Source organism: Lacinutrix sp. (assembly GCF_023299985.1).
GTDB lineage: Bacteria > Bacteroidota > Bacteroidia > Flavobacteriales > Flavobacteriaceae > Lacinutrix.
In genome coordinates this window covers 1-26,488 of sequence record NZ_JALZVX010000107.1, presented here as the reverse complement: position 1 = coordinate 26,488, position 26,488 = coordinate 1, and the positions used below count along the sequence as shown (strand labels likewise).

The 26,488-nt window shown below is 30.4% G+C and carries 24 protein-coding genes; 16 read left to right on the top strand and 8 right to left on the bottom strand.

The annotated features are described in order from the left end of the window. Positions 1-68: 68 nt before the first annotated feature. Together coaD and Q0C58_RS05370 are read left to right on the top strand one after the other, a co-directional pair. Complete coding sequence (gene coaD, locus Q0C58_RS05375; protein ID WP_290698501.1) at positions 69-524, top strand: pantetheine-phosphate adenylyltransferase; 456 nt, start codon at positions 69-71, stop codon at positions 522-524. A gap of 56 nt (positions 525-580) precedes the next feature. Continuing rightward, positions 581-2,680, top strand: a complete 2,100-nt coding sequence (locus Q0C58_RS05370; RefSeq protein WP_290698498.1) for a glycoside hydrolase family 9 protein — start codon at positions 581-583, stop codon at positions 2,678-2,680. Positions 2,681-2,757: 77 nt separating this feature from the next. Here Q0C58_RS05370 and Q0C58_RS05365 read toward each other — a convergent pair whose 3' ends face one another. Beyond that, positions 2,758-4,911: an ATP-binding protein gene (locus Q0C58_RS05365; RefSeq protein ID WP_290698497.1), complete on the bottom strand. Its 2,154-nt coding sequence runs from the start codon at positions 4,909-4,911 to the stop codon at positions 2,758-2,760. Positions 4,912-5,021: 110 nt separating this feature from the next. After that, positions 5,022-6,683 carry a SulP family inorganic anion transporter gene (locus Q0C58_RS05360; protein ID WP_290698494.1) on the bottom strand — a complete coding sequence of 554 codons (1,662 nt, stop codon included), beginning with the start codon at positions 6,681-6,683 and terminating at the stop codon, positions 5,022-5,024. Between the two features lie 97 nt (positions 6,684-6,780). On the opposite strand from Q0C58_RS05360, the gene Q0C58_RS05355 reads away from it, so the two are divergent. Beyond that, entirely contained in the window at positions 6,781-8,514 is a 1,734-nt protein-coding gene (locus Q0C58_RS05355) for a M14 family metallopeptidase (protein ID WP_290698491.1), read from the top strand. 9 nt (positions 8,515-8,523) lie between these two features. Here the strand turns inward: Q0C58_RS05355 and Q0C58_RS05350 are convergent, their stop codons facing one another. After that, a complete protein-coding gene (locus tag Q0C58_RS05350) occupies positions 8,524-9,105 on the bottom strand; it encodes an NUDIX domain-containing protein (protein ID WP_290698488.1) in 582 nt (193 codons plus the stop codon). A 131-nt stretch (positions 9,106-9,236) separates the two neighbouring features. Between Q0C58_RS05350 and pyrE the strand changes: the two genes are divergently transcribed. Continuing rightward, a complete protein-coding gene (pyrE, locus tag Q0C58_RS05345) occupies positions 9,237-9,881 on the top strand; it encodes an orotate phosphoribosyltransferase (RefSeq protein WP_290698485.1) in 645 nt (214 codons plus the stop codon). Positions 9,882-9,920: 39 nt separating this feature from the next. Continuing rightward, entirely contained in the window at positions 9,921-10,316 is a 396-nt protein-coding gene (locus Q0C58_RS05340) for an SRPBCC family protein (protein ID WP_290698482.1), read from the top strand. Here the strand turns inward: Q0C58_RS05340 and Q0C58_RS05335 are convergent. Beyond that, positions 10,313-11,044 carry a biotin--[acetyl-CoA-carboxylase] ligase gene (locus Q0C58_RS05335; RefSeq protein ID WP_290698479.1) on the bottom strand — a complete coding sequence of 244 codons (732 nt, stop codon included), beginning with the start codon at positions 11,042-11,044 and terminating at the stop codon, positions 10,313-10,315. The two genes, Q0C58_RS05340 and Q0C58_RS05335, sit on opposite strands and share 4 nt — an antisense overlap. Before the next feature lie 106 nt (positions 11,045-11,150). Between Q0C58_RS05335 and rsfS the strand changes: the two genes are divergently transcribed. From rsfS to Q0C58_RS05300, 7 genes are all read left to right on the top strand, one after another. Continuing rightward, positions 11,151-11,522, top strand: coding sequence for a ribosome silencing factor (rsfS, locus tag Q0C58_RS05330; RefSeq protein WP_290698476.1), 372 nt, complete (start codon positions 11,151-11,153; stop codon positions 11,520-11,522). A gap of 8 nt (positions 11,523-11,530) precedes the next feature. Further along, positions 11,531-13,501 carry an ATP-dependent zinc metalloprotease FtsH gene (gene ftsH, locus Q0C58_RS05325; RefSeq protein ID WP_290698474.1) on the top strand — a complete coding sequence of 657 codons (1,971 nt, stop codon included), beginning with the start codon at positions 11,531-11,533 and terminating at the stop codon, positions 13,499-13,501. Between the two features lie 110 nt (positions 13,502-13,611). Continuing rightward, entirely contained in the window at positions 13,612-14,217 is a 606-nt protein-coding gene (locus Q0C58_RS05320) for an LUD domain-containing protein (protein WP_290698471.1), read from the top strand. Positions 14,218-14,245: 28 nt separating this feature from the next. After that, complete coding sequence (locus tag Q0C58_RS05315) at positions 14,246-15,067, top strand: phosphatidate cytidylyltransferase (RefSeq protein ID WP_290698469.1); 822 nt, start codon at positions 14,246-14,248, stop codon at positions 15,065-15,067. Continuing rightward, the gene (locus Q0C58_RS05310; RefSeq protein WP_290698466.1) at positions 15,057-15,707 is read left to right on the top strand and encodes a phosphatidylserine decarboxylase family protein; all 651 of its coding nucleotides are present in this window, start codon (positions 15,057-15,059) and stop codon (positions 15,705-15,707) included. The genes Q0C58_RS05315 and Q0C58_RS05310 overlap by 11 nt, the downstream gene beginning before the upstream one ends. A 2-nt stretch (positions 15,708-15,709) precedes the next feature. Further along, positions 15,710-15,976 (top strand): acyl-CoA-binding protein, encoded by a 267-nt coding sequence (locus tag Q0C58_RS05305; RefSeq protein WP_290698463.1) that lies wholly within the window; start codon positions 15,710-15,712, stop codon positions 15,974-15,976. A gap of 23 nt (positions 15,977-15,999) precedes the next feature. Further along, positions 16,000-16,347 carry an SdpI family protein gene (locus Q0C58_RS05300; RefSeq protein WP_290698460.1) on the top strand — a complete coding sequence of 116 codons (348 nt, stop codon included), beginning with the start codon at positions 16,000-16,002 and terminating at the stop codon, positions 16,345-16,347. Positions 16,348-16,401: 54 nt separating this feature from the next. Here the strand turns inward: Q0C58_RS05300 and pafA are convergent, their stop codons facing one another. Then, complete coding sequence (gene pafA / locus Q0C58_RS05295) at positions 16,402-18,063, bottom strand: alkaline phosphatase PafA (RefSeq protein WP_290698457.1); 1,662 nt, start codon at positions 18,061-18,063, stop codon at positions 16,402-16,404. A gap of 157 nt (positions 18,064-18,220) precedes the next feature. On the opposite strand from pafA, the gene Q0C58_RS05290 reads away from it, so the two are divergent. Beyond that, positions 18,221-18,958 (top strand): ABC transporter permease, encoded by a 738-nt coding sequence (locus Q0C58_RS05290; RefSeq protein ID WP_290698453.1) that lies wholly within the window; start codon positions 18,221-18,223, stop codon positions 18,956-18,958. Then, complete coding sequence (locus Q0C58_RS05285; RefSeq protein WP_290698450.1) at positions 18,958-19,725, top strand: ATP-binding cassette domain-containing protein; 768 nt, start codon at positions 18,958-18,960, stop codon at positions 19,723-19,725. The genes Q0C58_RS05290 and Q0C58_RS05285 overlap by 1 nt, the downstream gene beginning before the upstream one ends. On the opposite strand, the gene Q0C58_RS05280 is transcribed toward Q0C58_RS05285, so the two are convergent. From Q0C58_RS05280 to Q0C58_RS05270, 3 genes are read right to left on the bottom strand one after another with little or no spacing between them, the layout of a single operon-like run. Further along, positions 19,722-21,218, bottom strand: coding sequence for a DUF389 domain-containing protein (locus Q0C58_RS05280; protein WP_290698448.1), 1,497 nt, complete (start codon positions 21,216-21,218; stop codon positions 19,722-19,724). The two genes, Q0C58_RS05285 and Q0C58_RS05280, sit on opposite strands and share 4 nt — an antisense overlap. A gap of 16 nt (positions 21,219-21,234) precedes the next feature. Further along, positions 21,235-22,317, bottom strand: a complete 1,083-nt coding sequence (locus Q0C58_RS05275; protein WP_290698445.1) for a mannose-1-phosphate guanylyltransferase — start codon at positions 22,315-22,317, stop codon at positions 21,235-21,237. Between the two features lie 5 nt (positions 22,318-22,322). Next, positions 22,323-22,922, bottom strand: a complete 600-nt coding sequence (locus Q0C58_RS05270; RefSeq protein ID WP_290698442.1) for a SprT-like domain-containing protein — start codon at positions 22,920-22,922, stop codon at positions 22,323-22,325. A 217-nt stretch (positions 22,923-23,139) separates the two neighbouring features. Between Q0C58_RS05270 and Q0C58_RS05265 the strand changes: the two genes are divergently transcribed. Continuing rightward, positions 23,140-24,717 carry a T9SS type A sorting domain-containing protein gene (locus Q0C58_RS05265; protein WP_290698439.1) on the top strand — a complete coding sequence of 526 codons (1,578 nt, stop codon included), beginning with the start codon at positions 23,140-23,142 and terminating at the stop codon, positions 24,715-24,717. Positions 24,718-24,917: 200 nt separating this feature from the next. Continuing rightward, positions 24,918-26,213: a LamG-like jellyroll fold domain-containing protein gene (locus tag Q0C58_RS05260; protein ID WP_290698436.1), complete on the top strand. Its 1,296-nt coding sequence runs from the start codon at positions 24,918-24,920 to the stop codon at positions 26,211-26,213. Positions 26,214-26,488: the final 275 nt, after the last annotated feature.

The following is a 26,488-nucleotide window of genomic DNA, read 5'->3' as shown; positions in this document are numbered from 1 at the left end:
TTTAAACAAAGTACAATTAAAAATATTAATTAATAAAACGTCTGTTTTTTTTTTTACAGGAAACAAATATGAAAAGAGCAATATTTCCAGGATCTTTTGACCCAATTACATCTGGCCATTATGATATTATTAAACGCGGTGTTACTTTGTTTGACGAGATTATAGTAGCTATAGGTGTAAACTCTGCTAAAAAATACATGTTCTCTTTAGAACAACGTATGGATTTTATAAAAGAAGCTTTTAAAGATGAACCAAAAATAAAGGTAGTTAGCTACAAAGGCTTAACGGTACATTTTTGTCAAGAATTAGGAATAGAATTTATTCTTCGTGGTCTAAGAAACCCAGCAGATTTCGAGTTTGAAAAAGCTATTGCACATACTAATAGAGATTTAGCTCCTATTGAAACTGTTTTTTTATTAACTGCTGCAAGCACATCTTACATTTCTTCTTCTATAGTTAGGGAAGTAATTAGAAATAATGGAGATTATACTAAATTGGTTCCAGATAGTGTGAGAGTAAAATAATTATTTATTTATACCCAAATTAATGTAATTATTAATCGTTTAAGTTTTACTTTGATATGAAATTATTTTTTATAATTCTTTGTTTCCCTTATTTGCTTTTTGCTCAAACGTCTAATTTTATTCATGTAGATCAATTTGGTTATAAACCATCTAGCACAAAAGTTGCAGTAATTAGTAATCCTCAAATTGGTTTTAATGCTTCTCAAAGTTTTACACCAAGTACAACATTAGAAGTAAGAGATGTAGTTACAAATTCTGTAGTTTTTTCGGGAACTCCAACTATATGGAATAATGGAAATATACACAATCAATCTGGTGACATAGGATGGTGGTTTGATTTTAGTAGTGTTTCGCAACCCGGAGAATATTATATTTACGATGTAGGTAATAACGAATCTTCTGCAGTCTTTAATATTGCAAACAACATTTACGAACCTATTCTAGTAGCTGCAAGTAAAATGTTTTATTATAATCGTTGTGGAATTTCTAAATCTGCTCCTTTCGCACTAACTGGTTACCAAGATAGTAATAGTTTTTTACAAGATATTACTACTTATAATATTAACGACCAAGCTAACGCTGCAACTACAAAAGACATGAGTGGTGGATGGTTTGATGCTGGCGATTATAATAAATATGTAACTTTTGCAGAACCTGCTGTTCATAATTTACTTTGGGCATACCAACAAAACGCTTCCGTTTTTGGAGACGATTGGAATATTCCTGAGTCTGGCAACTCTATTCCAGATATTTTAGATGAAGTTAAATGGGAAACAGATTGGCTACTTAAAATGATTAATTCAGATGGATCTGTACACATAAAAATGGGAGCTAGAAATTTTTCTGAAAACGTAGCTTCTCCTCCAAGTATTAATACAGATACTAGATATTACGCACCTGTTTGCACCTCTTCTGCTATTGCAGCTTCAAGTATGTTAGCCCATGCCGCTAAAGTTTTTAAACAATATCCTTCTTTAGTTAGCTACGCTCAAATTTTAGAAGATAAAGCTATATTATCTTGGAATTGGGCACTACCCTATTTAAACTCTAACACGCTTCAAGATAATTGCGATGATGGTTCTGTAGTTGCTGGAGACGCAGATAGAAGTATTGCTGAGCAAAGAAAACTAGCTCTAGACACTGCTATATATTTGTTAGACTTAACCGAGAACAACCAATACAACCAATACATTCTTGATAACACTAACGACTCTGATGCGTTAATAAATGACCAATGGAGTAATTATAATATTCAGCATATAGATGCGCTTCTACACTACACAACATTAAGTAATGGGAATAGTACATTACAAAATACAATAACTAGCTCTGCGACTACAAATGCTATAAATAACTGGAGTAACCATTTTGAATTTAATAACCTAGATTTATATCGTGGGTTTACTAATGACTGGACCTACCATTGGGGAAGTAATTTACCTAAAGCTAGTATGGGAAATCTAAATCTTATTTTTAACTATTATAATATTAATGCTTCTACAGACCCAACATATTTATTAAAAGCTAAAGAAAACCTACATTATTTTCATGGCGTTAATCCTTTAGGTATCGTTTATTTAAGCAACATGGCTAGCTATGGTGCAGAAAAGAGTGTTAATCAAATTTATCATAATTGGTTTAACGATGGTACTATTTGGGACGATGCTGCAAACTCTACCTTTGGTCCTGTTCCTGGTTTAGTTCCTGGTGGATGCAACTCTGGTTATAATGCAAATACTAGTTTAACTCCTCCTTTTAATCAACCAAATCAAAAAAGTTATTTAGATTTTAATACAGGTTTCCCTGATAATTCTTGGGAAATTAGTGAGCCAGCAATATACTATCAAGCAGCTTATGTAAGATTATTATCAGGGATTGTTAATCTAAATGAAAATACTTTATCTACTAGCGATTTTGCTATTAGTACTATTGATTATAAAGTCTATCCAAACCCAGCTACAAATCAATTTATTATAGCCTCAAGTACAAATAAACCAATAGAGATTACTGTTTTTGATATTAGCGGAAAGCAAGTTATTAATAAAGAAACACTTACCAATACTAGTATTAATATTGCTAATTTACATTCTGGAGTTTATTTTATTAATGTAAACCAAAATGATATTACAAAATCTTTAAAACTTATAAAAGATTAGCTACTGTAGTTAGAAAAGTAATAGTAATTATTTCAAATTGATTCCTAAACAAGTGAAAAGTAAAATAATATTTTCAACTATTTAACTAATTCGCTAAGCGTGGCAATTAAATCTTTATTAAAATAAGGCTTTAATACAAAGCCATCCATTTCTGAATTTTTCACTTTATCTTCAACCTCCTCCAGTGATGCTGCTGTTAGTGCTATAATAGTAATTTGTTTATTAAACGCTCTTATTAATTTGGTGGTTTCATAACCATCTAATTCTGGCATGTGTAGATCCATTAAAATACAATCAAAGTTTTCAGTTTTTATCTGTTCTATTGCTTTTGCTCCATTTTCTACAGCAGCAGATTTTAAATTGTAATTATTAAGAACCTTTGTAGTAACTAATTGATTAATTTTATTATCATCTACAATTAAAAATTTGCAATCCTTAATTTTTTCTAATTGCTCTTCTAACTCCAGACTTACTTTGTTAGATGCTATAATTTTATTAAAATCTAAACTAAAAGAAAAAGAAGAGCCTTTATCTATCTCGCTTTTTAACAACACATTACTACCCATTACAGAAACTAACCTTTTAACTATAGATAAACCTAGACCTGTGCCTTTATGTGTTTGATCTTTACTAGAACGTTCTTGATAAAAGTCTTCAAATACTTGAGATTGTTTTTCTTCAGGAATTCCTGCTCCATCATCAACAACGTTAAAATGAATTCTAACTAAATCGTTATCATTACTAATTAAGGACATTTCAACTGTAATATTGCCATTATTAGTAAACTTTATGGCATTAGATATTAAGTTTATTAAAACCTGTGAAAGCTTTAAGGAATCTCCTCCTATTGTGTTTGGAATAGTGTCATCATACTTTAAATGAATTTTATTATTGCTGCTTCTTAAGGCATATTCTAAACTTTCTATAATATTTGTAATTAGAAGTTTTAAATCAAAATTTAGAATCTCTGCTCTCATCTTTCCAGATTCCACTTTATTTAACTGAAGTACATTATTAATTAATGCTAATAAATGATTTCCTGAAAATTTTAATGATTCTAAATACTCTTGATGTTTTATGTCTACATTCTCTCTTAGTAAAATGCTAGACAACTCAACAACAGCGTACAAAGGCGTTCTTAATTCATGACTAATCTCTGAATAAAAATCACTTTTAACACTCGATAAATGCTCTGCAATATCTTTTGCCTGTTTTAACTGTCTATTTCTCTTTGTTATTAAATAGGCTGTTAATAATAGCAAACCACTTAACAAGACTAGAGCTATGTTATAGTTATAAGACTTAGATAATTGTGCTTCTTTAATAGTCTTTTCTTTTGTTAAATAACTCAGTTTTTCTTCGCTCTCTTTTACTTTGTACTTTGCTTCTATATCTTTAGTAAGAGACATATTATCTAGTTTAATAATAGAATCTTTAATTTCAATGTATTTATCCATCATATAAAGAGCTTCTTTGTAATTTTCATCCTCCTTATACAACTTTGTTCTTTTACTGTAGATTTCTTCAATTGAATGTAAATACTTCTCAGTATTTGCTAAATCTATTGCTTTTTGAAAATAAATTTCAGAGTCTTCAAAACGTTTTAATTTATGAAACGCATAGCCGAAACTTAAATAAATTTCGCCATAACTATGGTCGGTTTTTTCATCCAAACCTAGAGCATTAGAAGTATACACGGCTTTGTATAGGTACTTTAAACCTTTTTCATAATTCTTATTATACACTATTAAGTTTTTACCTAAATTAGTAGATGGATAAATATGGTATCTATGCGGCTTAGTGAACTCTGCAAAATTAAGCGACTGCTTGAATGCAAGGTTAGCCTCATCTATCATGTTAAAATCCTCATAAGTCACTCCAATATCATTATATATCATAACAATACTTAGCGTGTCTTTAGATTTTACAAAGTAATCTCGAGCCTTGAATGAGTATTCAAAAGCTTTATCTTTATCTTTTAATTCTGCATAAGAAAATGCCAAACCATTATAAGCTTTACCTATAAGTTCATATTTGTTTGAACCTTCTATATAATCTAGAGTTTCTTTAGATAAAGCTATAGCATTACCATATTCACTCTTATTGTTTAATTCGTTTATATATAGCAGTACAGTATTGATTGAATCAACTTCTTTATCTGGTATTTCTTGTGCATGAAGTAACCAAGGTGAACTTATAAGAAATATTATTCCGTAAAATGTAGATTTCATGTAGATTAAATTATAGGATAATCAATATACTAAAACCTGTCAATAAAAGCTATTAAACTTAAAAAAAACACACTTAATCGATAAAAATCAAAAATAAAACGTTCTAGATACTATAACTTATATTCAGATAAAGGTTTAGTAAATTTTTCTGGATTAGCTGCTAAATGATATCTAGGATCGTCTATATCCTCAATTATTACCTCTCTAAACTTAGCACTAGACTTGTAAAGTAATATTTTACAATCTTCACTTAAATGTTTTAAATGAATTTGCTTTCCTGCAGCTTCATATTTTTCAACTAAATTAAAAATAGCTTCTAATGCAGAGTGATCACTAACGCGAGACTCAACAAAATCTATCTCTACTTTATCAGGATCGTTTTTAGGATCAAACTTATCATTAAACGCTTGGATACTACCAAAAAACAATGGTCCCCAAATTTCGTATACTTTAGTTCCATCATCTTTAATGCGCTTTCTTGCTCTAATTTTTTTAGCATTTTCCCAAGCAAAAACTAATGCAGATATTATTACACCTACAAATACTGCTACTGCTAAATCTACAAAAACGGTAACTAGAGACACTGTAATAAGTACAATAGCATCTGCCTTAGGTATTTTCTTTAAAATTCTAAAACTAGACCATGCAAATGTTTCTATAACCATCATAAACATAACACCTATTAATGCCGCAATTGGCACCATTTCTATTAGTTTATCTGCAAATAAAATAAACGACAGTAAAGTTACTGCCATCATAATGCCAGATAATCTTCCACGTCCTCCAGCATTTACATTAATTACAGTTTGACCAATCATACCACAACCACCTGTAGCTCCAAATAATCCCGAAACAATATTTCCTGCGCCTTGTGCAACACATTCTCTATTTCCGTTTCCTCTAGTTTCTGTTAACTCATCGACTAAATTCATGGTCATTAAAGATTCTATTAAACCAACAGAAGCTGCAAGGAAAGCAGGCAATGCTATAAATTTAAGCGTATCAAAATTAAATGGTAATTTTTCCCAAAGCTCCATATTTGGTGTTGGTAATTCACCTTTTAAACCTGTTCCTCCACCTTCAATAATATAAGATCCTACAGTAGAAACGTCCATATTAAAACCAATAACAATAAGGCTAGTTAACAAAATAGCAGTTAATGCAGCAGGTATTTTTTTAGTAATTTTAGGCAAAACCCATATTATTCCCATGGTTAATAATACTAATCCAATCATAGTGTATAATTCTGTTCCTTGCATGTATGTGCTTACATACTCTTTTACACCAGCTGTAGAAACCTGTAAAGATTTATGAGAGAACATTTTCACTTGTGCCATAAAAATAACTATGGACAAACCGTTTACAAAACCCATCATTACTGGATGTGGAATTAATCGTACAAAACGACCTAGTTTAAAAACACCAGCAAAAACTTGTATTATTCCCATTAACACCACGCATCCCATTAAATAGAAAAAGCCCATATTCTCAATAGGAATATCCATTAACATTCCTTTTGTATGGCCTTCTGCAATCATGCTTACAAAAATAACAGCAACTGCGCCAGCTGCTCCTGATATTAAACCTGGTCTACCTCCAAAAATAGCAGTTATTAATCCTATAATAAATGCTCCTGATAATGCCATTAATGGATCTATTTGTGCTACAAAAGCAAAAGCTACAACTTCTGGAATCATTGCCAAAGAGACCGTTATTCCTGCTAAAACATCATCTTTAGCATTTGGTACAATTTTTCTTATAAACTCTGTCATTATCTGTTTTTTGAAGCTGCAAAAGTACGTTTAATTAATAGATGGGCAAAGTTGGAATTCTTATATTTGTTCCAACCGATTCCTTAAATCACTTAAAATGAAAAAACTACTACTAATTTTACTAGTACTTTTTAGCATCAATTGCTCTTCTAAAAAAGACTACGATTTCACTACTGTTTTCGAAAAATCTAATGGTTTAGAAACTGCTACTTATACAGAAACTATTGAGTATTACAAAAACTTAGCAGAAACTTATACTTCAATAAAAATAGAGTCTATTGGTGAAACAGATTCTGGAGAACCTTTACACATTGTAACATTAAATAACGATGGTAATTTTAACTACTCTGAAATAAGAAAAACCAAACGTATTCTTTTAATTAATAATGGTATTCATCCTGGAGAAAGTGATGGTATAGATGCCACTATGATGCTTTATAGAGACATTGCTTATGGTAAAATTGAAGCACCAGAAAATACAGTTATAGTTACTATACCAATATATAATATTGGTGGAAGTTTAAATAGAAATACGACTTCAAGAACCAACCAAAATGGACCAAAAGAATATGGTTTTAGAGGAAATGCTAGAAATTACGACCTTAATAGAGATTTTATAAAATGTGATACTAAAAACGCTAAAACATTTGCCAAAATATTCCATTTAGTGCAACCAGATGTTTTTATAGACAATCATGTTAGTAATGGAGCAGATTACCAATACACATTAACACATTTATTTACCCAACATAATAAACTTGGTAATGCTTTAGGAAATTATTTACACACCGAAATGATGCCAAATCTAGAGCAAAAACTAGCAGATAAAGCATGGGATATTACACCTTATGTTAATGTTTACAACACAACTCCAGATAATGGTTTTTCTCAGTTTATGGATTCTCCTCGTTATTCTACAGGTTACACTACCTTATTTAATACTCTAGGCATGATGGTAGAAACACACATGCTAAAACCTTATAAGCAACGTGTTGAAGGCACTTATGAGTTAATGAAAAGCATGATTGAAATTACCGAAAAAGATGGTAAAAAAATAAAGCAACTTAGAAAAATAGCCAACAACAGTATTAGATCTCAAGATACTTACAATTTAAATTGGACAATAGACACTTTAAAAAACTCAACTCTTAATTTTAAAGGTTTTGAAGGTGAAATGATAACCAGTGAAATTACAGGTAAACAACGTTTAAAATACAATACTAAAAAGCCATTTAAAAAAGCGGTTGTTTATCAAAATTACTTTAAAGCTTCAAACCAAGTTACAATACCCAAAGCTTATGTTATTCCTCAAAGCTGGCATAAAGTTATAGCATTATTAAAACTGAATAACACCAAAATGCTTCAACTAAAAAAAGACTCTATACTAACAGTAGAAAGTTATAAAATTAAAGATTTTAAAAGTAGAAACTCGCCTTACGAAGGGCATTATCTTCATTATAACACAGCAATAACATCAGAAGAAAAAGCAATAACTTTTAAAAAAGGAGATTATTTAGTAGAAACAGATCAAGCAAGTTTTAGATATTTAATAGAAACTCTAGAGCCTCAAGCACCAGACTCCTTTTTTAATTGGAATTTTTTCGATACCATTTTACAGCAAAAAGAAGGCTTTTCGGCTTACGTTTGGGAAGACAAAGCACTAGATTTATTAAACAATAATCAAGAGTTAAAAACAAAATTTGAAGCTAAAAAAGCTAAAGAAATAGACTTCTCTAATAATTGGTATGCACAATTAGATTGGCTACATAAACATAGTGAGAATTATGAAAACGCGCATTTACAATATCCTATTTATAGAATATTAAGATAAATAGCTACATTAAACTAAGCGTTTAATATTAGCATAAGAATTTTCTAATGCCTTTATAACTTGAGTTTTATTTAACCACTCAACTTTTGTGATACCTTCGGCTTCTTGTGGATGTAATTCTCCATCAAAGTCGGTTGTCATTTCAAACCAATAGGTAATTTTAATTTTTAGCTTATCATTGCGCCTAAATAAGTGGTATGTAGTATTTAAAGGCTTAACTATTTTTAGTCCAGAAACACCAGTTTCTTCTTCAACTTCTCGAAGCGCTGTCTCTTCTATAGATTCTTTTTTTTCGGTTTTACCTTTTGGCAGATCCCATTTATCATTCCTAAAAATAAATAAAACCTCTTTATTTTTGTTATAAACCTTTCCTCCTCCTGCTACAACGTTAGGTAATTTTTTTAAAAACTTTTTTAAAATATTATTTTCTTTATGGTGTATTAACCTAATAGATTTAATTTTCTTTTTTTTAAGCACTCTTAAAGCTTCGTCTATATCTACATCTTTTAATAAAAAATTTTTGAAGTCTGTTTCCTTCTCAACTAAAGTTGTTAAAATAATTGGCTTATCGTTTACAAAAATGTAATACATATTTTGAAATCTAGTTAATGTTAACTTTTGTAAAAATATTATTTTTATTTTAGTTTACCTTCACTTAAAAAATTATTTTTTAGCTCTAAAACTAGACCTATAAAATTAAATTATTGTTTATTTTTGTGCTTATGATTTTCGACAAACATATCGCAAGACAAGCCGCTAAGGTATTATTACAAATTAACGCTATTAAATTAAGTCCGCAAGAACCTTTTACATGGGCTTCTGGATGGAAATCTCCTATATATTGCGACAATCGTATTATTTTATCGTTTCCACCAATACGAAATTATGTTCGTGAAGAAATGGCAAAATTCATAGAGCAACATTACGGTAAGCCAGACGCTATTGCAGGCGTTGCAACTGGAGCTATTGGCATTGGTATGTTAGTGGCAGAGTATTTAGGACTCCCTTTTATATACGTAAGACCAGAAGCTAAAGGACATGGTCGCCAAAATCAAATTGAAGGTTTTATTGAAAGCGGACAAAATGTTGTTGTTGTTGAAGACCTTATTAGTACTGGGAAAAGCAGTCTTAATGCTGTAAAAGCACTAAAAGAAGCTAATGTAAATGTTAAAGGCATGGTTGCCATTTTTACTTATGGTTTTGATATTGCTAAAGCAAATTTTGAAGCTGCAGATGTAAAACTACAAACCTTAAGTAATTATGAAAATTTACTTATTGAAGCTGCCGAAACTAATTATATTACAGAAAATCAATTAGAAACTTTGTCTGCCTGGAACAATAATCCTAGCGAATGGAATGCTTCTTGATATCTAGATATCATAAATAAAAATAAAAAATACTTTAAAATGAATTTAGAATCACAAAAAGTAACCTTAAATAAATCTGCAACATACACTTTTAATTTTTTAAGCGACGTTAAAAACTTTGAAAAACTTATGCCAGAAAACATAAGTAAATTTGAAGTACTTGGAGAAGATAAATTCCTATTTGCATTAAAAGGGATGCCAGAAATTGTACTTAAAAAAAAGGAAGCCATACCACACAATAAAATAGTTTTAGGAGCTGCAGGAGGAAAACTAGACTTTTCTTTAATTGCAGACATTACAGAAATAGATAGCAATACTAGCGAAGTAAAACTTAACTTTGAAGGCGAATTTAATGCCATGATGGCCATGATGATTAAAGGTCCAATAAGTAAGTTTATTGAAACCTTAACAACTAATATGGTTACTACAGTTTAGTAGAGTAAAGTTATTTCGTTTAAAGCAAATTCTTCTATAATTTCGTCTTCCAATAAAAGTACTAAATTTCCACTAGAAGAAATACCTTTTATAAAACCAGAAAATAAAACGCCTTCTGCATTTTTAAATGTTGAAGGCTTATTTTTTCTAAAAAGTTTAGATTCGTAATCTGACTTTAGCATTTCAAAATAACCAGAATCCAATGTCTTAAAATAATCTTTAAGCGTTATTAAGAACTTGTGGAGAATTTCATCTAGATCAAAAGTTTTACCGCAGATTAATTTTAAAGAGGAAGCGCTATCTAAAGAAATAAAATCAGTTTGGTTTATATTTAGACCAATACCAATAATAGAATGTTCTAATCTGTTTTTTTGTACAATGTTTTCTATTAAAACACCTGCTATTTTTTTATTCGCTGACAAAATGTCGTTGGGCCATTTTACAAATAAATTAGGAACATTATAAAGCTTTAATGTTTTATATAAAGCTAGAGACGTAATTATACTAAGATAAAATTGGTTAGAAAACGCTAAGCTATTAATACGCTTAAACACACTAAAAGTAAGATTCTCACCAGCTTTAGACTGCCAATTCTTTCCCATTTGACCACGACCATTAGTCTGTTGTTTAGCAACAACTATAGTGTAATCTTCAAGCAGGTCTTCATTACTAATCTCTTTTAGAAAAGTATTTGTAGAATCGATGGCATCAAGTTTGATTATACGCATATAAATTGGTTATCTTCGTGCTCAAATTTTTATAACAAATCTTTATAATAATTTTAAAGTATAAAGAACTTAAAAATAATAACTTTGCACAAATTAAATTTCATTAATGGCTAAAAAACAAGCAAATGCAGATACACTAATAACAACAATTATTAGTGGTATTGAAGATGTAAAAGGGAAAGATATCATTATTTTAGACCTTAGAGAGATTGATAATACGGTTTGCGATTATTTTATAATTTGCGAAGGTACATCTAACACTCAAGTTAACGCCATTGTTGGCGCTATAGGCAAAAAAGTAAGTAAAGAACTTAAAGATAAACCTTGGCACGTTGAAGGAGAAGACAACGCAGAATGGGTTTTAATGGATTATGTAAACGTTGTTGTTCATGTTTTCCAGAAACATATTCGCGAATATTATGATATTGAAAGTCTTTGGGGAGATGCAAAAACTACAATTATTGAATCTAAATTTTAAAACCGTACATGGCAGAAAATAAAAAACCACAAGCACAAAAAAAACCTAAGTTTAATCCTTATTGGATTTCTGGAGCTTTACTAATAGCACTAATTGCATTTCAAATTTTTGGAAGTAATGATGGTAACGATGATAAAAAAATAACACCAATAGAGTTTTTTCAAACTCTAAAAGATGGTGATATCGAGCGTTTTGACATTATAAAAAATACAGGATACGTAAAAGTTTATCTTACAGAAGAAGCCAAAAAGCAAAAAAAACATGCTAAATCGCTTTCGAAAGGTTTTAAACTTAGTAGTGCAGAAATACCTAACTATATTTTTCAATATGGGAACTTACAGAATTTCGAAGATGATTATACTCAATCTATAGCTGATAATAACCTTACAACAATTTACGATAACGACAGAGAAGAAAACGTTTTTGCAGATATATTATTCAGTTTATTACCATTTATTCTATTAATTGGTGTTTGGTTATTTATAATGAAACGCATGTCTGGTGGAGCTGGTGGTGGAGCTGGTGGACAGATTTTTAATATTGGAAAATCTAAAGCAAAACTATTCGACGAGAACACAAAAGTAAAAACTACTTTTAAAGACGTTGCAGGTTTAGAAGGTGCAAAAGAAGAAGTGCAAGAAATTGTAGATTTTCTTAAAAATCCAGAAAAATACACCTCATTAGGTGGTAAAATTCCAAAAGGTGCTTTATTAGTAGGACCACCAGGTACAGGTAAAACATTATTGGCAAAAGCAGTTGCTGGTGAAGCAAAAGTACCGTTCTTCTCTTTATCTGGTTCAGATTTTGTTGAAATGTTTGTAGGTGTTGGTGCTTCTCGTGTAAGAGATTTATTTAAACAAGCTAAAGAAAAATCTCCTGCCATTATTTTTATAGATGAAATTGATGCTATTGGTCGCGCAAGAGGTAAAAACGCCATGTCTGGAAGTAACGACGAACGAGAAAATACACTAAATCAATTACTTACAGAAATGGATGGTTTTGGCACCAATACAAATGTTATTGTATTAGCTGCAACCAACAGAGCAGATATTTTAGACAAAGCCTTAATGCGTGCTGGACGTTTTGATAGACAAATACATGTAGATTTACCTAACCTAACTGAAAGACGTGCCATTTTTGATGTCCACTTAAGACCACTAAAAAAAGTCGAAGGTTTAGATTTAGATTTTCTAGCAAAACAAACGCCAAGTTTTTCTGGTGCAGATATTGCTAATCTATGTAACGAAGCAGCATTAATTGCAGCTAGAAACAATAAAAAGGCTGTTGATAAACAAGACTTTTTAGATGCTGTAGATCGCATAATTGGTGGATTAGAAAAAAGAAGTCACCTTTTTTCTGTCGAAGAGAAGAAAACAATAGCTTATCATGAAGCAGGACATGCAACCGTAAGTTGGTTCTTAGAACATGCAGATCCTTTGGTAAAAGTAACTATTGTACCTCGTGGACGCTCTTTAGGTGCTGCCTGGTATTTACCACAAGAAGCATACATTACTAGAACTAGTAAGTTTTTAGACGAAATTTGTGTAACAATGGGTGGACGTGCTGCCGAGAAAATAATTTTTAACGAGATTTCTACTGGAGCATTAAGCGATTTAGAAAATGTAACCAAAAAGGCAAAAGCTATGGTTATGATATATGGTTTAAACGAAAAAGTAGGAAACATAACCTATTACGATCCTGCTGGAGAAAGTGGGTTTGTTAAACCATACAGTGAAAGTACTGCAGAACTTATTGATAATGAAATAAAAAATATTGTTGAAACACAGTATGATCGCGCATTAGATTTATTAAGATCTAAACGAGATGTTTTAGAGAAATTAGCAGACAGGCTTATAGAAAGAGAAGTTATTTTCAAAGATGACCTTGAAGAAATTTTAGGAAAACGTCCTTTTGATGCTATTCCAGAAACACCTTCTGGAAAACTGCTAACAAACAATAAAAAAGAAGAGGAAGAATAAAATTATTACTAGAAAATAATCTTAAAATCTCAAATTAACACTTATGTTAGTTTGAGATTTTTTATATTTGGTGTATCCCTTTAATGTTTTTGGTTAATAGCAATGAGTAAATGAGCATCTTTAAAAATTTTTTTCGTTCTAAATCTAACAAAGAAAGAGAAGAAATTAGCGACGATAATAGAGGTAAATATATGCCTCAAATCAAATTACCAATAGACGAAAGTTTTACAATAAATTTTAAAGCTAATGGTGGTAAATTCTTGTATTGCGAAAATTTAAACGAAGTATTCGAAAACTTAAATAATATATTTGATGAAAATAATTGGTTAGATAAATCTGGTTATTTTTATGATAAAAACCTAGAAGAGCGTTTTAAAAGCTTAAATCTTAAAACGGATTGCCTCAAGGAAGCAACCTACTTTTTTACAACTTGCGAGAACTTAATTGCAGATGATGGTTCTTTACTTATTTCATCTCACCAAATAGCAGAATCTAAATTAATAGAGTTTCCAAATAACTTTATAGTTTTTGCAACTACAAGTCAAATTGTTACAAATATTGGTGAAGGTTTACGCCAAATTAAAAACAAAAACAAACAAAAGATACCAACAAACATTACCACTATTAAGCACTTTAAAGATCTTGATGAAAAAGACTTTTTAACCTATGGTAGTGCTTCAAAAAACCTATATTTGTTACTTCTTGAAGATTTATAATTAAGAAAACTTGTTTTAAACTTTTTTAATGAAAGAAACTACAACTAGAGCACTTTCAGGTATACTTTATGTGTCGTTGCTTGTTGCATCGTTATTAAATCAGCATGCACTTATCATATTGTTTTTTGCTTTTGGTATTATTTGTATTGCAGAGTTTAAAAAGCTTATTGGCTTAAAAAGTTTTATTCCATATATTATTTTCACTATCCTATATTTTATATTTGGTTATTGGCAATTGGTTATGAACTCTTCAAAAGGACTTGACGAAGCCACTCAAATACTTCAAGTAATAACAATATTTGTTCAGTTATTATTAATTAAAGATTTATTTTCAGAAAAAGTAATTCCGCTATTTGTAACAAAGCGTTTTATATTAACCACCTTTTATTTATCGAGTGCATTTGTGTTTTTAATACTTATTGCAAATTTTAATGGTCAATTTTCACCTAAGTTACTATTAGGTTCTTTTATTATTGTTTGGGTAAATGATTCTTTTGCTTATTTTGTAGGAAAGAATTTTGGTAAACAAAAATTGTTTCCAAGTATTTCTCCTAAAAAAACGGTTGAAGGCTTTCTTGGAGGCTTATTATTTTCTTGTATTGCAAGTTATTTTATTTGGACTTACACAGGCACATTAACCTTTAATAGCTGGTTAATTCTTGCTGTTATTATTAGTGTTATTGGTACTATTGGAGATTTAATAGAATCCAAATTTAAACGTCAAGCTAATGTAAAAGACAGTGGAGTAATTATGCCAGGACATGGTGGTTTGTTAGACCGTTTTGATAGTATTATATTTGCAGCACCATTTATCTATTTATTTTTAAGAATATTATATTATGTTTCATAAAGAAGGCCATAAAATTATTGTCATCACTTTTATAATTATTATTGGTTCATATATAGCTATAGACAATTTTATAAGCATTGCCTGGCTTAAATATATTCTATTTTCTACGTTAGCAATATTTTTGTATTTAATTCTTCAGTTTTTTAGAAACCCTAAACGAAATACTATAAATAACGATAACCACGTATTATCGCCTGTTGACGGAAAAGTTGTTGTTATTGAAGAAGTTTTTGAAAAAGAATATTTTAAAGAAAAGAGATTACAAGTAAGTGTATTTATGTCGCCTTTAAATGTTCATGTAACGCGTTATCCTATTAATGGTAAAGTACTATTTAGTAAATACCATCCAGGTAAATACTTAGTAGCTTGGCACCCAAAAGCCAGTGAAGAAAACGAACGTACTACTGTTGTTGTAGAAAATAAAACTTACGGTAAAGTGCTTTATAGACAAATTGCTGGAGCGCTTGCAAAGCGTATAGTAAATTACGCTAAAGAAGGTGATACAGGAGTTCAAGGTAGTGACTCTGGTTTTATAAAATTTGGCTCTCGTGTAGATTTATATCTACCTTTAGATACTAAAATTAAAGTAAACCTTAACGATAAAATAAAAGGTGGTGAAAGTATTATTGCTGAACTATAAAAATGACTTCTGAAGACATAGATATCGTATTTAATGAAGCTGTAGAGCGTGTAAACGCTCATACAGAACCTTTTCCTGCAGATTTTCTTTTGCGCTTATACGCCTATTTTAAGAAAGCTACTAATAATTACGAAAGACCAAGTAGTCGTACTCCAATTATTAATGCTTTTAAAACCAATGCGCTATTTCAAATTCAGGGTATTACTGAAGATGAAGCAAAACAAACTTATATAGAACTAGTTAATAATTACTTTTTATATAGAAAGTAATCTCACTAAAACAATAGCCACATTTGGAACACTTAGAACATATAATTAACGTCTTGTCTTTATGTGGTATTATATTTACCATAATTGGAATTATTACTTACAAATTTCCACCAAAAAACATAAATGCGCTATATGGTTATCGTACAAAAGCATCTATGAAAAATCAGGAGACTTGGGATTTTGCTCAGGTATATTCAGCTAAAAAAATGATTACTATAGGACTTATAATGCTGCTTTTAAGTGTAAACTATATTGCTTTCGATATACCAGATAACTTAATATTTATATCTGGTCTGGTAATCCTTGTTTTTAGCGTATTGTATTTGTTTTTGAAAACTGAAAATGCGATTAGAAGCAATTTTAAAAATTAATATTTTGCTTCTATATTTTGGATTCCTACTTTCTCCGGAACAATCAAAGAAGTTTTAATCTATAACAAAATCTAAAACAGTACCAGTTGTTCCATTTGGAAAACTAGTACCTAATAACGCAGATATTGTTGGAGCAATATCTGTAATTTCTGTTTTTAATAATGTGCTTCCCTTTTTTATACCATTACCATAAAATAATAATGGTACGTGTGTATCGAAAGTAGAACCAGAGCCATGTGTAGATCCTGTTCTACTATAACTAATTACAGCTGGATCTTTAACAAATATTATATCTCCAGAGCGTTTTTGGTTATATCCATTTTGTAACAAAACTTCAATTCCTGAAGAGAAACTAGCGTTTTGCATAGTTTGCGAAGAATACACTTTATCGATATGTTTGTAATTTATAACTTCGTTTACAATGGTGCTTTTTACATTTTCTAAACTTAAATTCAATTCTTTTAAACGCGACTTGTTTAAAAATATCTGATCGTTACTTATGTTTTCTATTAAATCTGAAGCAGTAAACTCTTTTATTAAAAAAGCGTTTAGTTTTTTATTAAATTCATTTTTATTAAAATAACCAGCAGGTATTTTTACACTTTGCAAATATGCAGGCACCTCTACTGCTCCATGATCTGCGGTTAAAAACAAAGTATAAGCTCCTACTCCAACTTTTGTATCTAGCACTTTAAACAAACGTTCTAAATCTTTATCTAAACGAATATAAGTATCTTCAATTTCTTTAGAATTTACACCAAAATTATGCCCTATATAATCTGGACTAGAAAAACTAATTGTTAAAACATCTGTTATATTATCTTTTCCTAATTGCTCTGCATCTATTGCTTTTATTGCAAAATCGGCAACAATGCTGTTACCAAAAGGAGTAGCCTTAATAATATCGAAACCACTATTGTCTTCTTTTAGTTTAGCTAAATCGTATGGAAATGTTGCGTTTTCTTTTCCTTTAAAGCCTTTTTCAAAAGCATTTAAATCGTTTCCACTTTCAGTATATGTATTAATATCGTACAAAGTATTCCATTCGCGCAAATAGCTTTCTGCCGTATTAGATGCATTAAAATCTGTAACCCATTTTGGTAGAGTATTCATATAGTAAGTTGATGTAATAAAATTACCTTCTTCTTTTCCTCTAAACCAATAGGCAGCATTTGCAGAATGACCTGCTGGTAAAATAGCACCACGATCTTTAATAGAAATACCTATGGTTTTCCCTCGCATTTGTGTGTGCAATCTGTTCTCGTCTGCAAAAGTTGTTGTTTTCATTCTGTGTGGAGACATACGCTCTGCTTTAGCATCACTTCCAACAGCTAAGACATTAGAATCTCCAGCACAATACACTTTTTCTTTTTCAAATTTATCGTACCAATAATTAGCAATTATACCATGGTTTTTTGGAGACGTTCCTGTAAAAATGGAAGCATGACCTGGTCCTGTATAAGTAGGCACATAATTGTAATGGTTATTTTTACAATTGAAACCTTTGTTAATTAAACGTTTAAAGCCATCGCTTCCAAATTTACTATAAAATCGCGTTAAATAATCGTATCGCATTTGGTCTATAACGATACCTACCACTAGTTTTGGTTTAGCATGTAAAGCAACTACATTTTGAGTGTTAGATCTTAAAACATTGTTCTGAGCTGTACTATTTAAAAAAAATAGTAGTAAAAATATACATGATAGAAATCTCATATTTGTTTATTAGTTTAAGACTTCAAAAATAAACTATTTTAAATATCTTAATTTAAAATAATCGTTAAATACAGTATAGATTTTATACTTTAGCATCATAATTAATATTATGGTTTCATTTTTAAAATACTGAAACTAAAAATGTATTATTACTTATATGCAGTACCTACACAATATTGGCACATATTTTTTAATGATTATAGAACTATTTCGTAAACCAACGAAATGGTCTGTAATGAAGCAACTAATTTTAAAAGATATAGACGATTTAATAATTGGATCTATTGGTATCGTTTCATTTATTGCATTTTTTGTTGGTGGTGTTGTTACTATACAAACAGCATTAAATATTGACAGCCCACTAATTCCAAAAGAACTTATTGGTTTTGCTACAAGGCAATCTATTTTATTAGAGTTTGCGCCTACATTTATGTCTATTATTATGGCTGGTAAAGTAGGCTCATTTATAACATCTAGTATTGGTACTATGCGTGTTACAGAACAGATTGATGCTTTAGAAGTTATGGGAATTAACTCCTTAAATTATCTTGTTTTTCCTAAATTAGTTGCTATGGCATTTTATCCGTTTGTGATCTCTATAGCTATGTTTCTAGGTGTTATTGGAGGCTTGATAGCTTGCATTTATGGTGGCTATGCTTCCGTTGACGATTTTATAACAGGTCTTCAACAGGACTTTGAACCATTTCATATTGTTTATGCCTTTTTAAAAACATTTTTATTCGCTTTTGTTTTAGCTACAATTCCATCTTTTCATGGGTACTACATGAAAGGTGGTGCGCTTGAAGTTGGAGAAGCAAGTACAACATCTTTTGTTTGGACCAGTGTCGCTATTATTATTATTAACTATTTAGCAACTCAATTACTACTAAGCTAATGATAGAAGTAAAAAACTTAAATAAATCGTTTGGAAACGCTCATATTTTAAAAGGTATTGATGCTAAGTTTCATGAAGCTAAAACGAACCTTATTATAGGTCAAAGTGGTTCTGGCAAATCGGTATTTATAAAATGTTTATTAGGCTTATATAAGTATGAAGAAGGTAGTATAGAATACAATGGTGAGATTTTTGCTAATTTAACTGAAAGTAAAAAAAGAGATATGCGTGCAAAAATTGGCATGGTATTTCAAGGTAGTGCACTTTTCGATTCTTTAACTATTGAAGAAAACGTAATGTTTCCATTACGTATGTTTACTAAGCTTAAAAAAGACGAAATGCGCGACCGTGCAAATATTGTTTTAAAACGTGTAAACTTAGAAAATGCTCACAATAAAATGCCTAGTGAAGCTTCTGGTGGTATGCAAAAACGAGTTGCCATTGCTAGAGCAATAGTAAATAATCCTAAATACTTGTTTTGCGATGAGCCTAACTCTGGTTTAGATCCTAAAACTGCTATTGTAATAGATAATTTAATACACGAAATTACCGAAGAGTATAAAATTACAACTGTAATTAATACGCACGACATGAACTCTGTAATGGAAATTGGAGATAATATTATGTTTTTAAGAAATGGTTTAAAAGCATGGGAAGGCACAAAAGACACTATTTTTAGAACCGACAACGAAGTTGTTACAGACTTTGTTTATTCTTCTAATTTATTTAAGAAAGTACGTGAAGCTATATTGAGAGAGAATAGTTAATCTCTTTCAATAAATACAGTATCCAATTTAATTTCTTTCTTTAGCCATTGGCTTAACTCGCGTTCTCTTTTAATAACCAAACTATCATTTAAGTTTTTATTCCATTTTACACGAGCAACTGGCATTGTGTCAACTTTTATAAAATCTTTAGACTCTAACATTACAGCATAGCTAAAAAACTCTAAATCTTTAAATGTTATTTTGGCATCTTTAGAAAGTGTAGAAAAATCAATTGATTTTTCATTATTTTGAATTGTTGTAATCTTAGATTTCAAGTTCTCTATTTCTTTTTGCAAACCAGAAATAATGTTTTCTTTTTTATCTAGATCTAGTGTAGCTCTATCATAAGCATCAGAAATCTTGTCGAAACTTCTAGATTTATTAGCATTAATAGACAAATCGAAATCTTTAATATTTTCGTAGCCTTTTAATTCATTTTTTAAATCTGTTTCTGTTGCATCATTAATTTCGCCATTAAAAAACAAACTTATTTTATTCTCTGTAATATCAATACTCTTTCTTTGTAACCATAAATTATTATTGATTTCAATTTCATTTTTTACAAAATTCTTATAATCGCTATTAATTCGCGTTTCATTTAACAAAGTAATAAAAGTAAGAATAGCAGGAATCATTGCTATAATCCCAAAAAACGCTGCTATTCTAGCTATACGTTTACGTTTTGCCGAATTCGCATATTTAAGCATTGGAAAACGCAATACTTTTAAAACTAAAAAGGTAGCTAACGCAATAAAGGTTGTATTAATACCAAATAAATACATTGCGCCTAGAAAATATTTTATATTCCAAACTGCTAAAGCGTATCCTGCAGTACATAAAGGCGGCATTAAGGCTGTTGCAATAGCAACTCCAAAAATTACAGAGGCTATTGTTCCTTTTTTAGTTCGTGCTACAATTAATGCTAATCCACCAAAAATAGCAATAAATACATCTAAAATATTAGGAGATGTTCTAGCCTCTAATTCTGGTGTTAATTCTGTTAAAGGAGATAAACTAAAATACAAATAAGCTGTAAGAACACTTAAAAAAACCATAACAAATAGGTTTACAAAAGAACTCTTTAAAGTATCTATATCATTAATAGCTAGCGACATTCCAATACCTAAAATTGGTCCCATTAAAGGCGAAATTAACATGGCACCAATTACAACAGCTGTAGAACTTAAGTTTAAACCAATAGAGGCTACAAAAATGGCAAATATTAAAATCCAAACTGTAGCTCCTTTTAAAGGTATATCGTTTTTTATGGCAGTTATAGTTGCATCTCTATCTGTATCATGTCTAAAATCGAAAATCTCTTTTAAAAACTGCTTTCCGCTTTCAAAAAGACCTTTTGCATCCTTTTTAACAGTGTCTTTAGACTGTTGTACAGCTTCATCTTTTTTTATCGCTTCTTCTTTAGCTATTTCAGCTTTTTCTGCTTCAGCTTTTCCAGATTCTTCTTCAAAATTAAATTTATTCTCGTCGCTCATATTTACTTTAAATATCCTATCCTAAATCATCTCCAAATTGATCTTTAACCTTTTGAAGTACTTTTTTAATATCTTGTTCTTTTGCCTTTGGAAAGATAAGTAAAACTTCGTCTTTATCTACAATTATATAATCTTGCAAACCATCCACTACAACTACTTTATCTGCTTTGGTACGTATCATGTTTCCAGAAGCATCTTCGGTTAATGTTCTTGCATTTACAACAGCATTGTTATTCTCGTCTTTATCTAACTTATCATACAAGCTTCCCCAAGTTCCAAGGTCGTTCCAATCGAAAGTGGCAGGTAATACAAATACATTTTTAGATTTTTCCATTATGGCATAATCCACAGAAATATTTTCGGCTTTACCATAATTATCTCTTATAAAATCGTCTTCAAAATCTGTATTATAAGTAGCAATTCCTTTTTCGAATAGTTGAAACAATTCTGGTTGATTATTTTTAAAAGCTTCCACTACACTTTTTACGCTCCACATAAAAATACCTGCATTCCACAAGAAATTACCTTGCGAAATAAAACCTTTAGCTGTTTCATAATCTGGCTTCTCTCGAAACTGATTTACAGATTTTATAGCATCGTTCGATGTCTTATCGTATTCTATGTAACCATAACCTGTGTTTGGAAATGTTGGTGTAATACCTAATGTCATTAAAGCATCGTTACTTTCACAAAAATTAAACGACTGTTGCACATTATCTGCAAAAGCCTTTTCGTCTTCAATCCAGTGATCGCTTGGCGCAACTAGCATTACGGCATCTTTATTTTCTTTCTGTATTTTTAAAGAAGCATATAAAATACAAGGTGCAGTATTTCGCATTGCTGGCTCTAAAACCACTTGTCTTTTAGTAACTTCTGGCAACTGCTCGAAAACCAAATCGTTGTAACGTTCGTTGGTTAGAATAAAAATGTTTTCCTTCGGAATTAAGGTTGCTAGGCGATTAAACGTTTTTTGAATAAGTGTATCTCCTGTTCCAAGCATATCGTGAAACTGCTTAGGAAAATCCTGCGTACTTACTGGCCAAAATCTTGAACCAACGCCTCCTGCCATTAATATGGCGTAATAATTTTTATTCTTCATATATATTATTCTTCAAGAATATCTACTTCTGCGTTTGGACTGAAAAGATACACTTTTCCTGTACTAATTTCTATACATTCAAAACGCTTAACTCGTTTTTTACCTTTTGTAAATATCTTTTTATTTCTAAATCTAAAGGTTTCACCCAAAGGTAATTCAAATATATATGTTTTATTATTTGCCGTGTCGAATTGCTTTAAAGCAAAGGCGAGTTTCGTGTCTGTGTCGCTAGAAGCTTTTGGGTTTTTAAAATGTTTGGCTAATAATGGTAAAATATCTATAGGAAAAACTTCAGGGTTTATAAATGGCAACATTAAATGCTGAAACGTTCGCTTCCACTCTAATCCATGTGGCTTTATAAACCTTCCATAACTTTTGTAAGCTTCAAAATGTGCGATTTCGTGAATAAGCGTAATTAAAAAACGGTATTTATTTAAGTTATTATTTATGGTAATTTGGTGTTTACCATTTGGTAACTTTCTATAATCGCCATGTCTGGTTTTACGTTCTTTTTTTACTAAAACCAATAAATTATCATGCGCTAAAAGTTGTAATACTTTTGAAATAGCTTGTTGCGGAATATGGTTTTGAAGCGTGTTTTGCATTGATGCAAAAATAAGAAAAGTGATTCGAATTTATAGTTTTTTTCTACTAACTTCGTTTAACTTTAAATTATAGAATACTTGTTTAAACGTGTTACACCATTAAAATGATTTGGATGTTTGCGAAAGACATTTAACACTAAAATTCATTATCTTTACTATCAAGATCTCTACACTTAGCCTATCAGTTATTTTTTTAAAAAATTAAAAAATAATTAAAATGAAACTAAATTACTTTTTATCAAGTTTGCTATGTCTAATTTGCTTTGAAACACAAGCGCAATGGATAGACTTTGTAGATGAAACAGCTACAAGAATAAATGTGCTTAACGTTGCAGACAACACAGACAATACTAAAGTGGACGATCAAGAAAAAGATCTAGCCATTGGTGATTTTAATAATGATGGTTTTACTGATATGGTAGTTGTAAGAAAAACACCTTTTTCTACTCCTGGAGGAAAAACAGATCTTTTGTTTATAAATGAAAACGGTGTTTTAGAAGATAAAACAGCTATTTACGCTCCAGAATTTATTTCGAGCGCTACAGATGCTAGAGATATTATTTGTGTTGATGTTAATAAAGATAATTGGTTAGACCTTTTTGTTATTAACACTTTTGAAGACCAACCAAAATTATTTATCAATCAAGGTCAAGACACTAATGGAGATTGGTTAGGTTTTGTAGATGAGTCAAGTTCTAGATTACCAACAATTACGGTTAGCCCTATTCAATTTTGTGCTGGATGGAGTGGTGATTTAACAGGTAATACCTATCCAGATTTGTATATGACAAATTATGGTTTCGCTGGGAATGCTTTAGACGCTTTACTAATAAATGATGGTACAGGTATTTTTACTGAAGAAACCCAATCTAGAATGGGAGACTTAAGGAGGTCTAGTTTTGGTACTAGTGTAGAGTTTCATGATATTGACAATGATAATGATTTAGATATTATTAAAAACCTTGGCTTAAATGATATTGCACCATTTAACACAAAAGGAACCATTGCTTTGTTTAACAATGGAAATGGCACATTTACTAATTGGTTTAAAATGCCTGGTCCAAATCCTTATATGTTTACAGCTGGAGATTTAAATAATAATGGCTTTTTAGATTTTTATTTAGTAGATGATGCAGCAGATTATGTAGATAAAATTACAAGTGTTACTACAGACCAAAGCGTTACTGTAACACAACAAAGTATGGCAACTAATAGAACCGATGGTTTTGGTGGCAATGTAAAAATGGTAGATTTAGATGGTGATGGTGATTTAGATATTGGGATGTCTAGTGTGGATACAGATTTGCCTCCATGCGAAACATCTGCTATTAGACGCTTTATAATTTTTGAAAATGAAAATCTACATAGCGGAAACATAATACATCCTTATGGCGCGACAATGAATCCATGGAATGTTTCAACTTACGACCATGATTATATAGATATTAATAATGATGGGCTTAAAGACATTATTTTAGGAACCTGCGATGGCTACAAGGTTTTTGTACAAGTAAATCCATCATTATCGATAGAAGATGAAAAATTAGCTAGTGCATTTACTATTCATCCAAATCCTAACAATGGAGAAATGACAGTTAATGTTGAAACAATAAAAGACAGAACAATAACATTAGAAATCTACACTATTGAAGGCAAAAAAGTAACTACTATTAAAAAAGAGAATGTACAGTCTTCTTTTACTTTAAACTTAAAAAACCAATTACAAACTGGATTCTATTTTATTAAATTTAAAACAGAAACTGGTTTTACTACTAAAAAGGTAATAATAGAATAATACAACAAAGGTTTGCTCTGCAACGTAATTTAGAAATGTATTTTACCTAGCTTAAGAAATAAAAAAAGCGATTTGACTTTGTTGTTTTTTTCAACTAACTTCGTTTAACGTCTGATATAAAACATTGAAACGATTTCATATCAGGTAACACGTTGGTTGCAATTTGAACTGAACACAAAATTTTAAAATTAAATCGAAAAATGAATAAATTTAAAATCATACTTTTTATCTTAACAGGGTTAATTTTTTCCTGTACTGACAGTGATCAAGAAACCATCGAAACAACAATTTCCTTATCCGATTTCTTAACAACTATTAACGAAAATCCTAATGCAGGATTGTCTTTAGGAACTGTTGAAGCATCAACAAATCAAGGGGATTTAACATACTCAATTACCGAACAGTTACCAATCAATGCAATTGTAATAGATTCCTCTACGGGAGAATTAACGGTACTGACTGAAAGTTTATTTGATTTTGAGACCAATCCTACAATTACAGGAATAGTTAAAGTGGAAAGTGGAGATGTTTTCAATACAGCAAGTATTACCATTAATTTAAACGACATTAATGAAATAACAGTAACTACTTATGATCTTGAAATTAATTTAGATCATATACCTAATGAAGGTGAAATTTTAGGCAATGTTGAAGGTGAAACAGATGAAGGCAGTGTGATTTTTGAAATTTTAGAGCAAAACCCAAACGAAATATTGCAAATTAATCCAAACACTGGCGAATTGGAATTAGCATATTTCAACAATTCTGTTTTTATCGGTAATCCAATGATAACAGCTATTGTCCGAGTTTCCAATGGAAATATTTTTAAAGACGCATCCGTAACTGTAAATTTAGTTTCTATTTGTGAAACAGGTCAAGATCCTCAGTTATTAGCATTTTACCCTATGAGTTCAAATGCCATGGATGATAGCGGGTTTAATAACCACGGGATAGTTAATGGTCCTGTCCTTATTAATGACAGATTTTCAAATTCTAATTCAGCCTATCATTTTAACGGAGTCGACGATGATATTGTTGTTTCGGACAATAGTCAAATTAGATTAACAGATGAATTTACAATTTCAGCTTGGGTATTTCCTGAAGAAATAAAATCACAAACTATAATCAGAAAAGGTGCTGCTGTTAATGGTATCTATGCATGGCCATTTGGACTAGGTATGTCTGCAACTAATGATATTATTTTTTCAATAACCACTGATGGCGAATTGACACAAGCTAGAAAAGAAGGTTACAACATTAATGAATGGTACTTAATATCTGGAGTTTTTAAGAATCAAACTATGTATTTATATGTGAACGATGAATTGGTCGCTATTGAAACTGTTGAAGGAGAATTCAACTATAACACTTCATCCTTTTTGATTGGGACAAGGTTAAATCTCCCATCAAGTACTTTTAAAGGTATAATTGATGATATTAGAATTTATGATAAAGCTTTATGTAGTGATGAAATTATTGAGCTTTTCGAAAACTAGTATATTTAAAAAACTGCAACCAACACCGTATAAACAAAATTGCTGGTTTTAGCTCACTTGCGAAAGTCCTCACGGACTTTCTTGGTTTGTGTTTTATTTACTAAATTTACTGCTAAATCAACGCAACTTTGCTTATACAATCACGTTAAACGAAAACTTGACCCGTCCTGAAATATGGCTACATAATTTTAAACATTATGTATAGAAATGACAAAGTAATTAGACGTTACAGTGAACCTTTTAAATTAAAAATTTTAGCCGAACTTACTATCGGA

Coding starts and splice junctions, on each gene's coding strand:
- coaD (WP_290698501.1), top strand. CDS start 69: ATGAAAAGAGCAATATTTCCAGGATCTTTTGACCCAATTACATCTGGC.
- Q0C58_RS05370 (WP_290698498.1), top strand. CDS start 581: ATGAAATTATTTTTTATAATTCTTTGTTTCCCTTATTTGCTTTTTGCT.
- Q0C58_RS05365 (WP_290698497.1), bottom strand. CDS start 4,911: ATGAAATCTACATTTTACGGAATAATATTTCTTATAAGTTCACCTTGG.
- Q0C58_RS05360 (WP_290698494.1), bottom strand. CDS start 6,683: ATGACAGAGTTTATAAGAAAAATTGTACCAAATGCTAAAGATGATGTT.
- Q0C58_RS05355 (WP_290698491.1), top strand. CDS start 6,781: ATGAAAAAACTACTACTAATTTTACTAGTACTTTTTAGCATCAATTGC.
- Q0C58_RS05350 (WP_290698488.1), bottom strand. CDS start 9,105: ATGTATTACATTTTTGTAAACGATAAGCCAATTATTTTAACAACTTTA.
- pyrE (WP_290698485.1), top strand. CDS start 9,237: ATGATTTTCGACAAACATATCGCAAGACAAGCCGCTAAGGTATTATTA.
- Q0C58_RS05340 (WP_290698482.1), top strand. CDS start 9,921: ATGAATTTAGAATCACAAAAAGTAACCTTAAATAAATCTGCAACATAC.
- Q0C58_RS05335 (WP_290698479.1), bottom strand. CDS start 11,044: ATGCGTATAATCAAACTTGATGCCATCGATTCTACAAATACTTTTCTA.
- rsfS (WP_290698476.1), top strand. CDS start 11,151: ATGGCTAAAAAACAAGCAAATGCAGATACACTAATAACAACAATTATT.
- ftsH (WP_290698474.1), top strand. CDS start 11,531: ATGGCAGAAAATAAAAAACCACAAGCACAAAAAAAACCTAAGTTTAAT.
- Q0C58_RS05320 (WP_290698471.1), top strand. CDS start 13,612: ATGAGCATCTTTAAAAATTTTTTTCGTTCTAAATCTAACAAAGAAAGA.
- Q0C58_RS05315 (WP_290698469.1), top strand. CDS start 14,246: ATGAAAGAAACTACAACTAGAGCACTTTCAGGTATACTTTATGTGTCG.
- Q0C58_RS05310 (WP_290698466.1), top strand. CDS start 15,057: ATGTTTCATAAAGAAGGCCATAAAATTATTGTCATCACTTTTATAATT.
- Q0C58_RS05305 (WP_290698463.1), top strand. CDS start 15,710: ATGACTTCTGAAGACATAGATATCGTATTTAATGAAGCTGTAGAGCGT.
- pafA (WP_290698457.1), bottom strand. CDS start 18,063: ATGAGATTTCTATCATGTATATTTTTACTACTATTTTTTTTAAATAGT.
- Q0C58_RS05290 (WP_290698453.1), top strand. CDS start 18,221: ATGCAGTACCTACACAATATTGGCACATATTTTTTAATGATTATAGAA.
- Q0C58_RS05285 (WP_290698450.1), top strand. CDS start 18,958: ATGATAGAAGTAAAAAACTTAAATAAATCGTTTGGAAACGCTCATATT.
- Q0C58_RS05280 (WP_290698448.1), bottom strand. CDS start 21,218: ATGAGCGACGAGAATAAATTTAATTTTGAAGAAGAATCTGGAAAAGCT.
- Q0C58_RS05275 (WP_290698445.1), bottom strand. CDS start 22,317: ATGAAGAATAAAAATTATTACGCCATATTAATGGCAGGAGGCGTTGGT.
- Q0C58_RS05270 (WP_290698442.1), bottom strand. CDS start 22,922: ATGCAAAACACGCTTCAAAACCATATTCCGCAACAAGCTATTTCAAAA.
- Q0C58_RS05265 (WP_290698439.1), top strand. CDS start 23,140: ATGAAACTAAATTACTTTTTATCAAGTTTGCTATGTCTAATTTGCTTT.
- Q0C58_RS05260 (WP_290698436.1), top strand. CDS start 24,918: ATGAATAAATTTAAAATCATACTTTTTATCTTAACAGGGTTAATTTTT.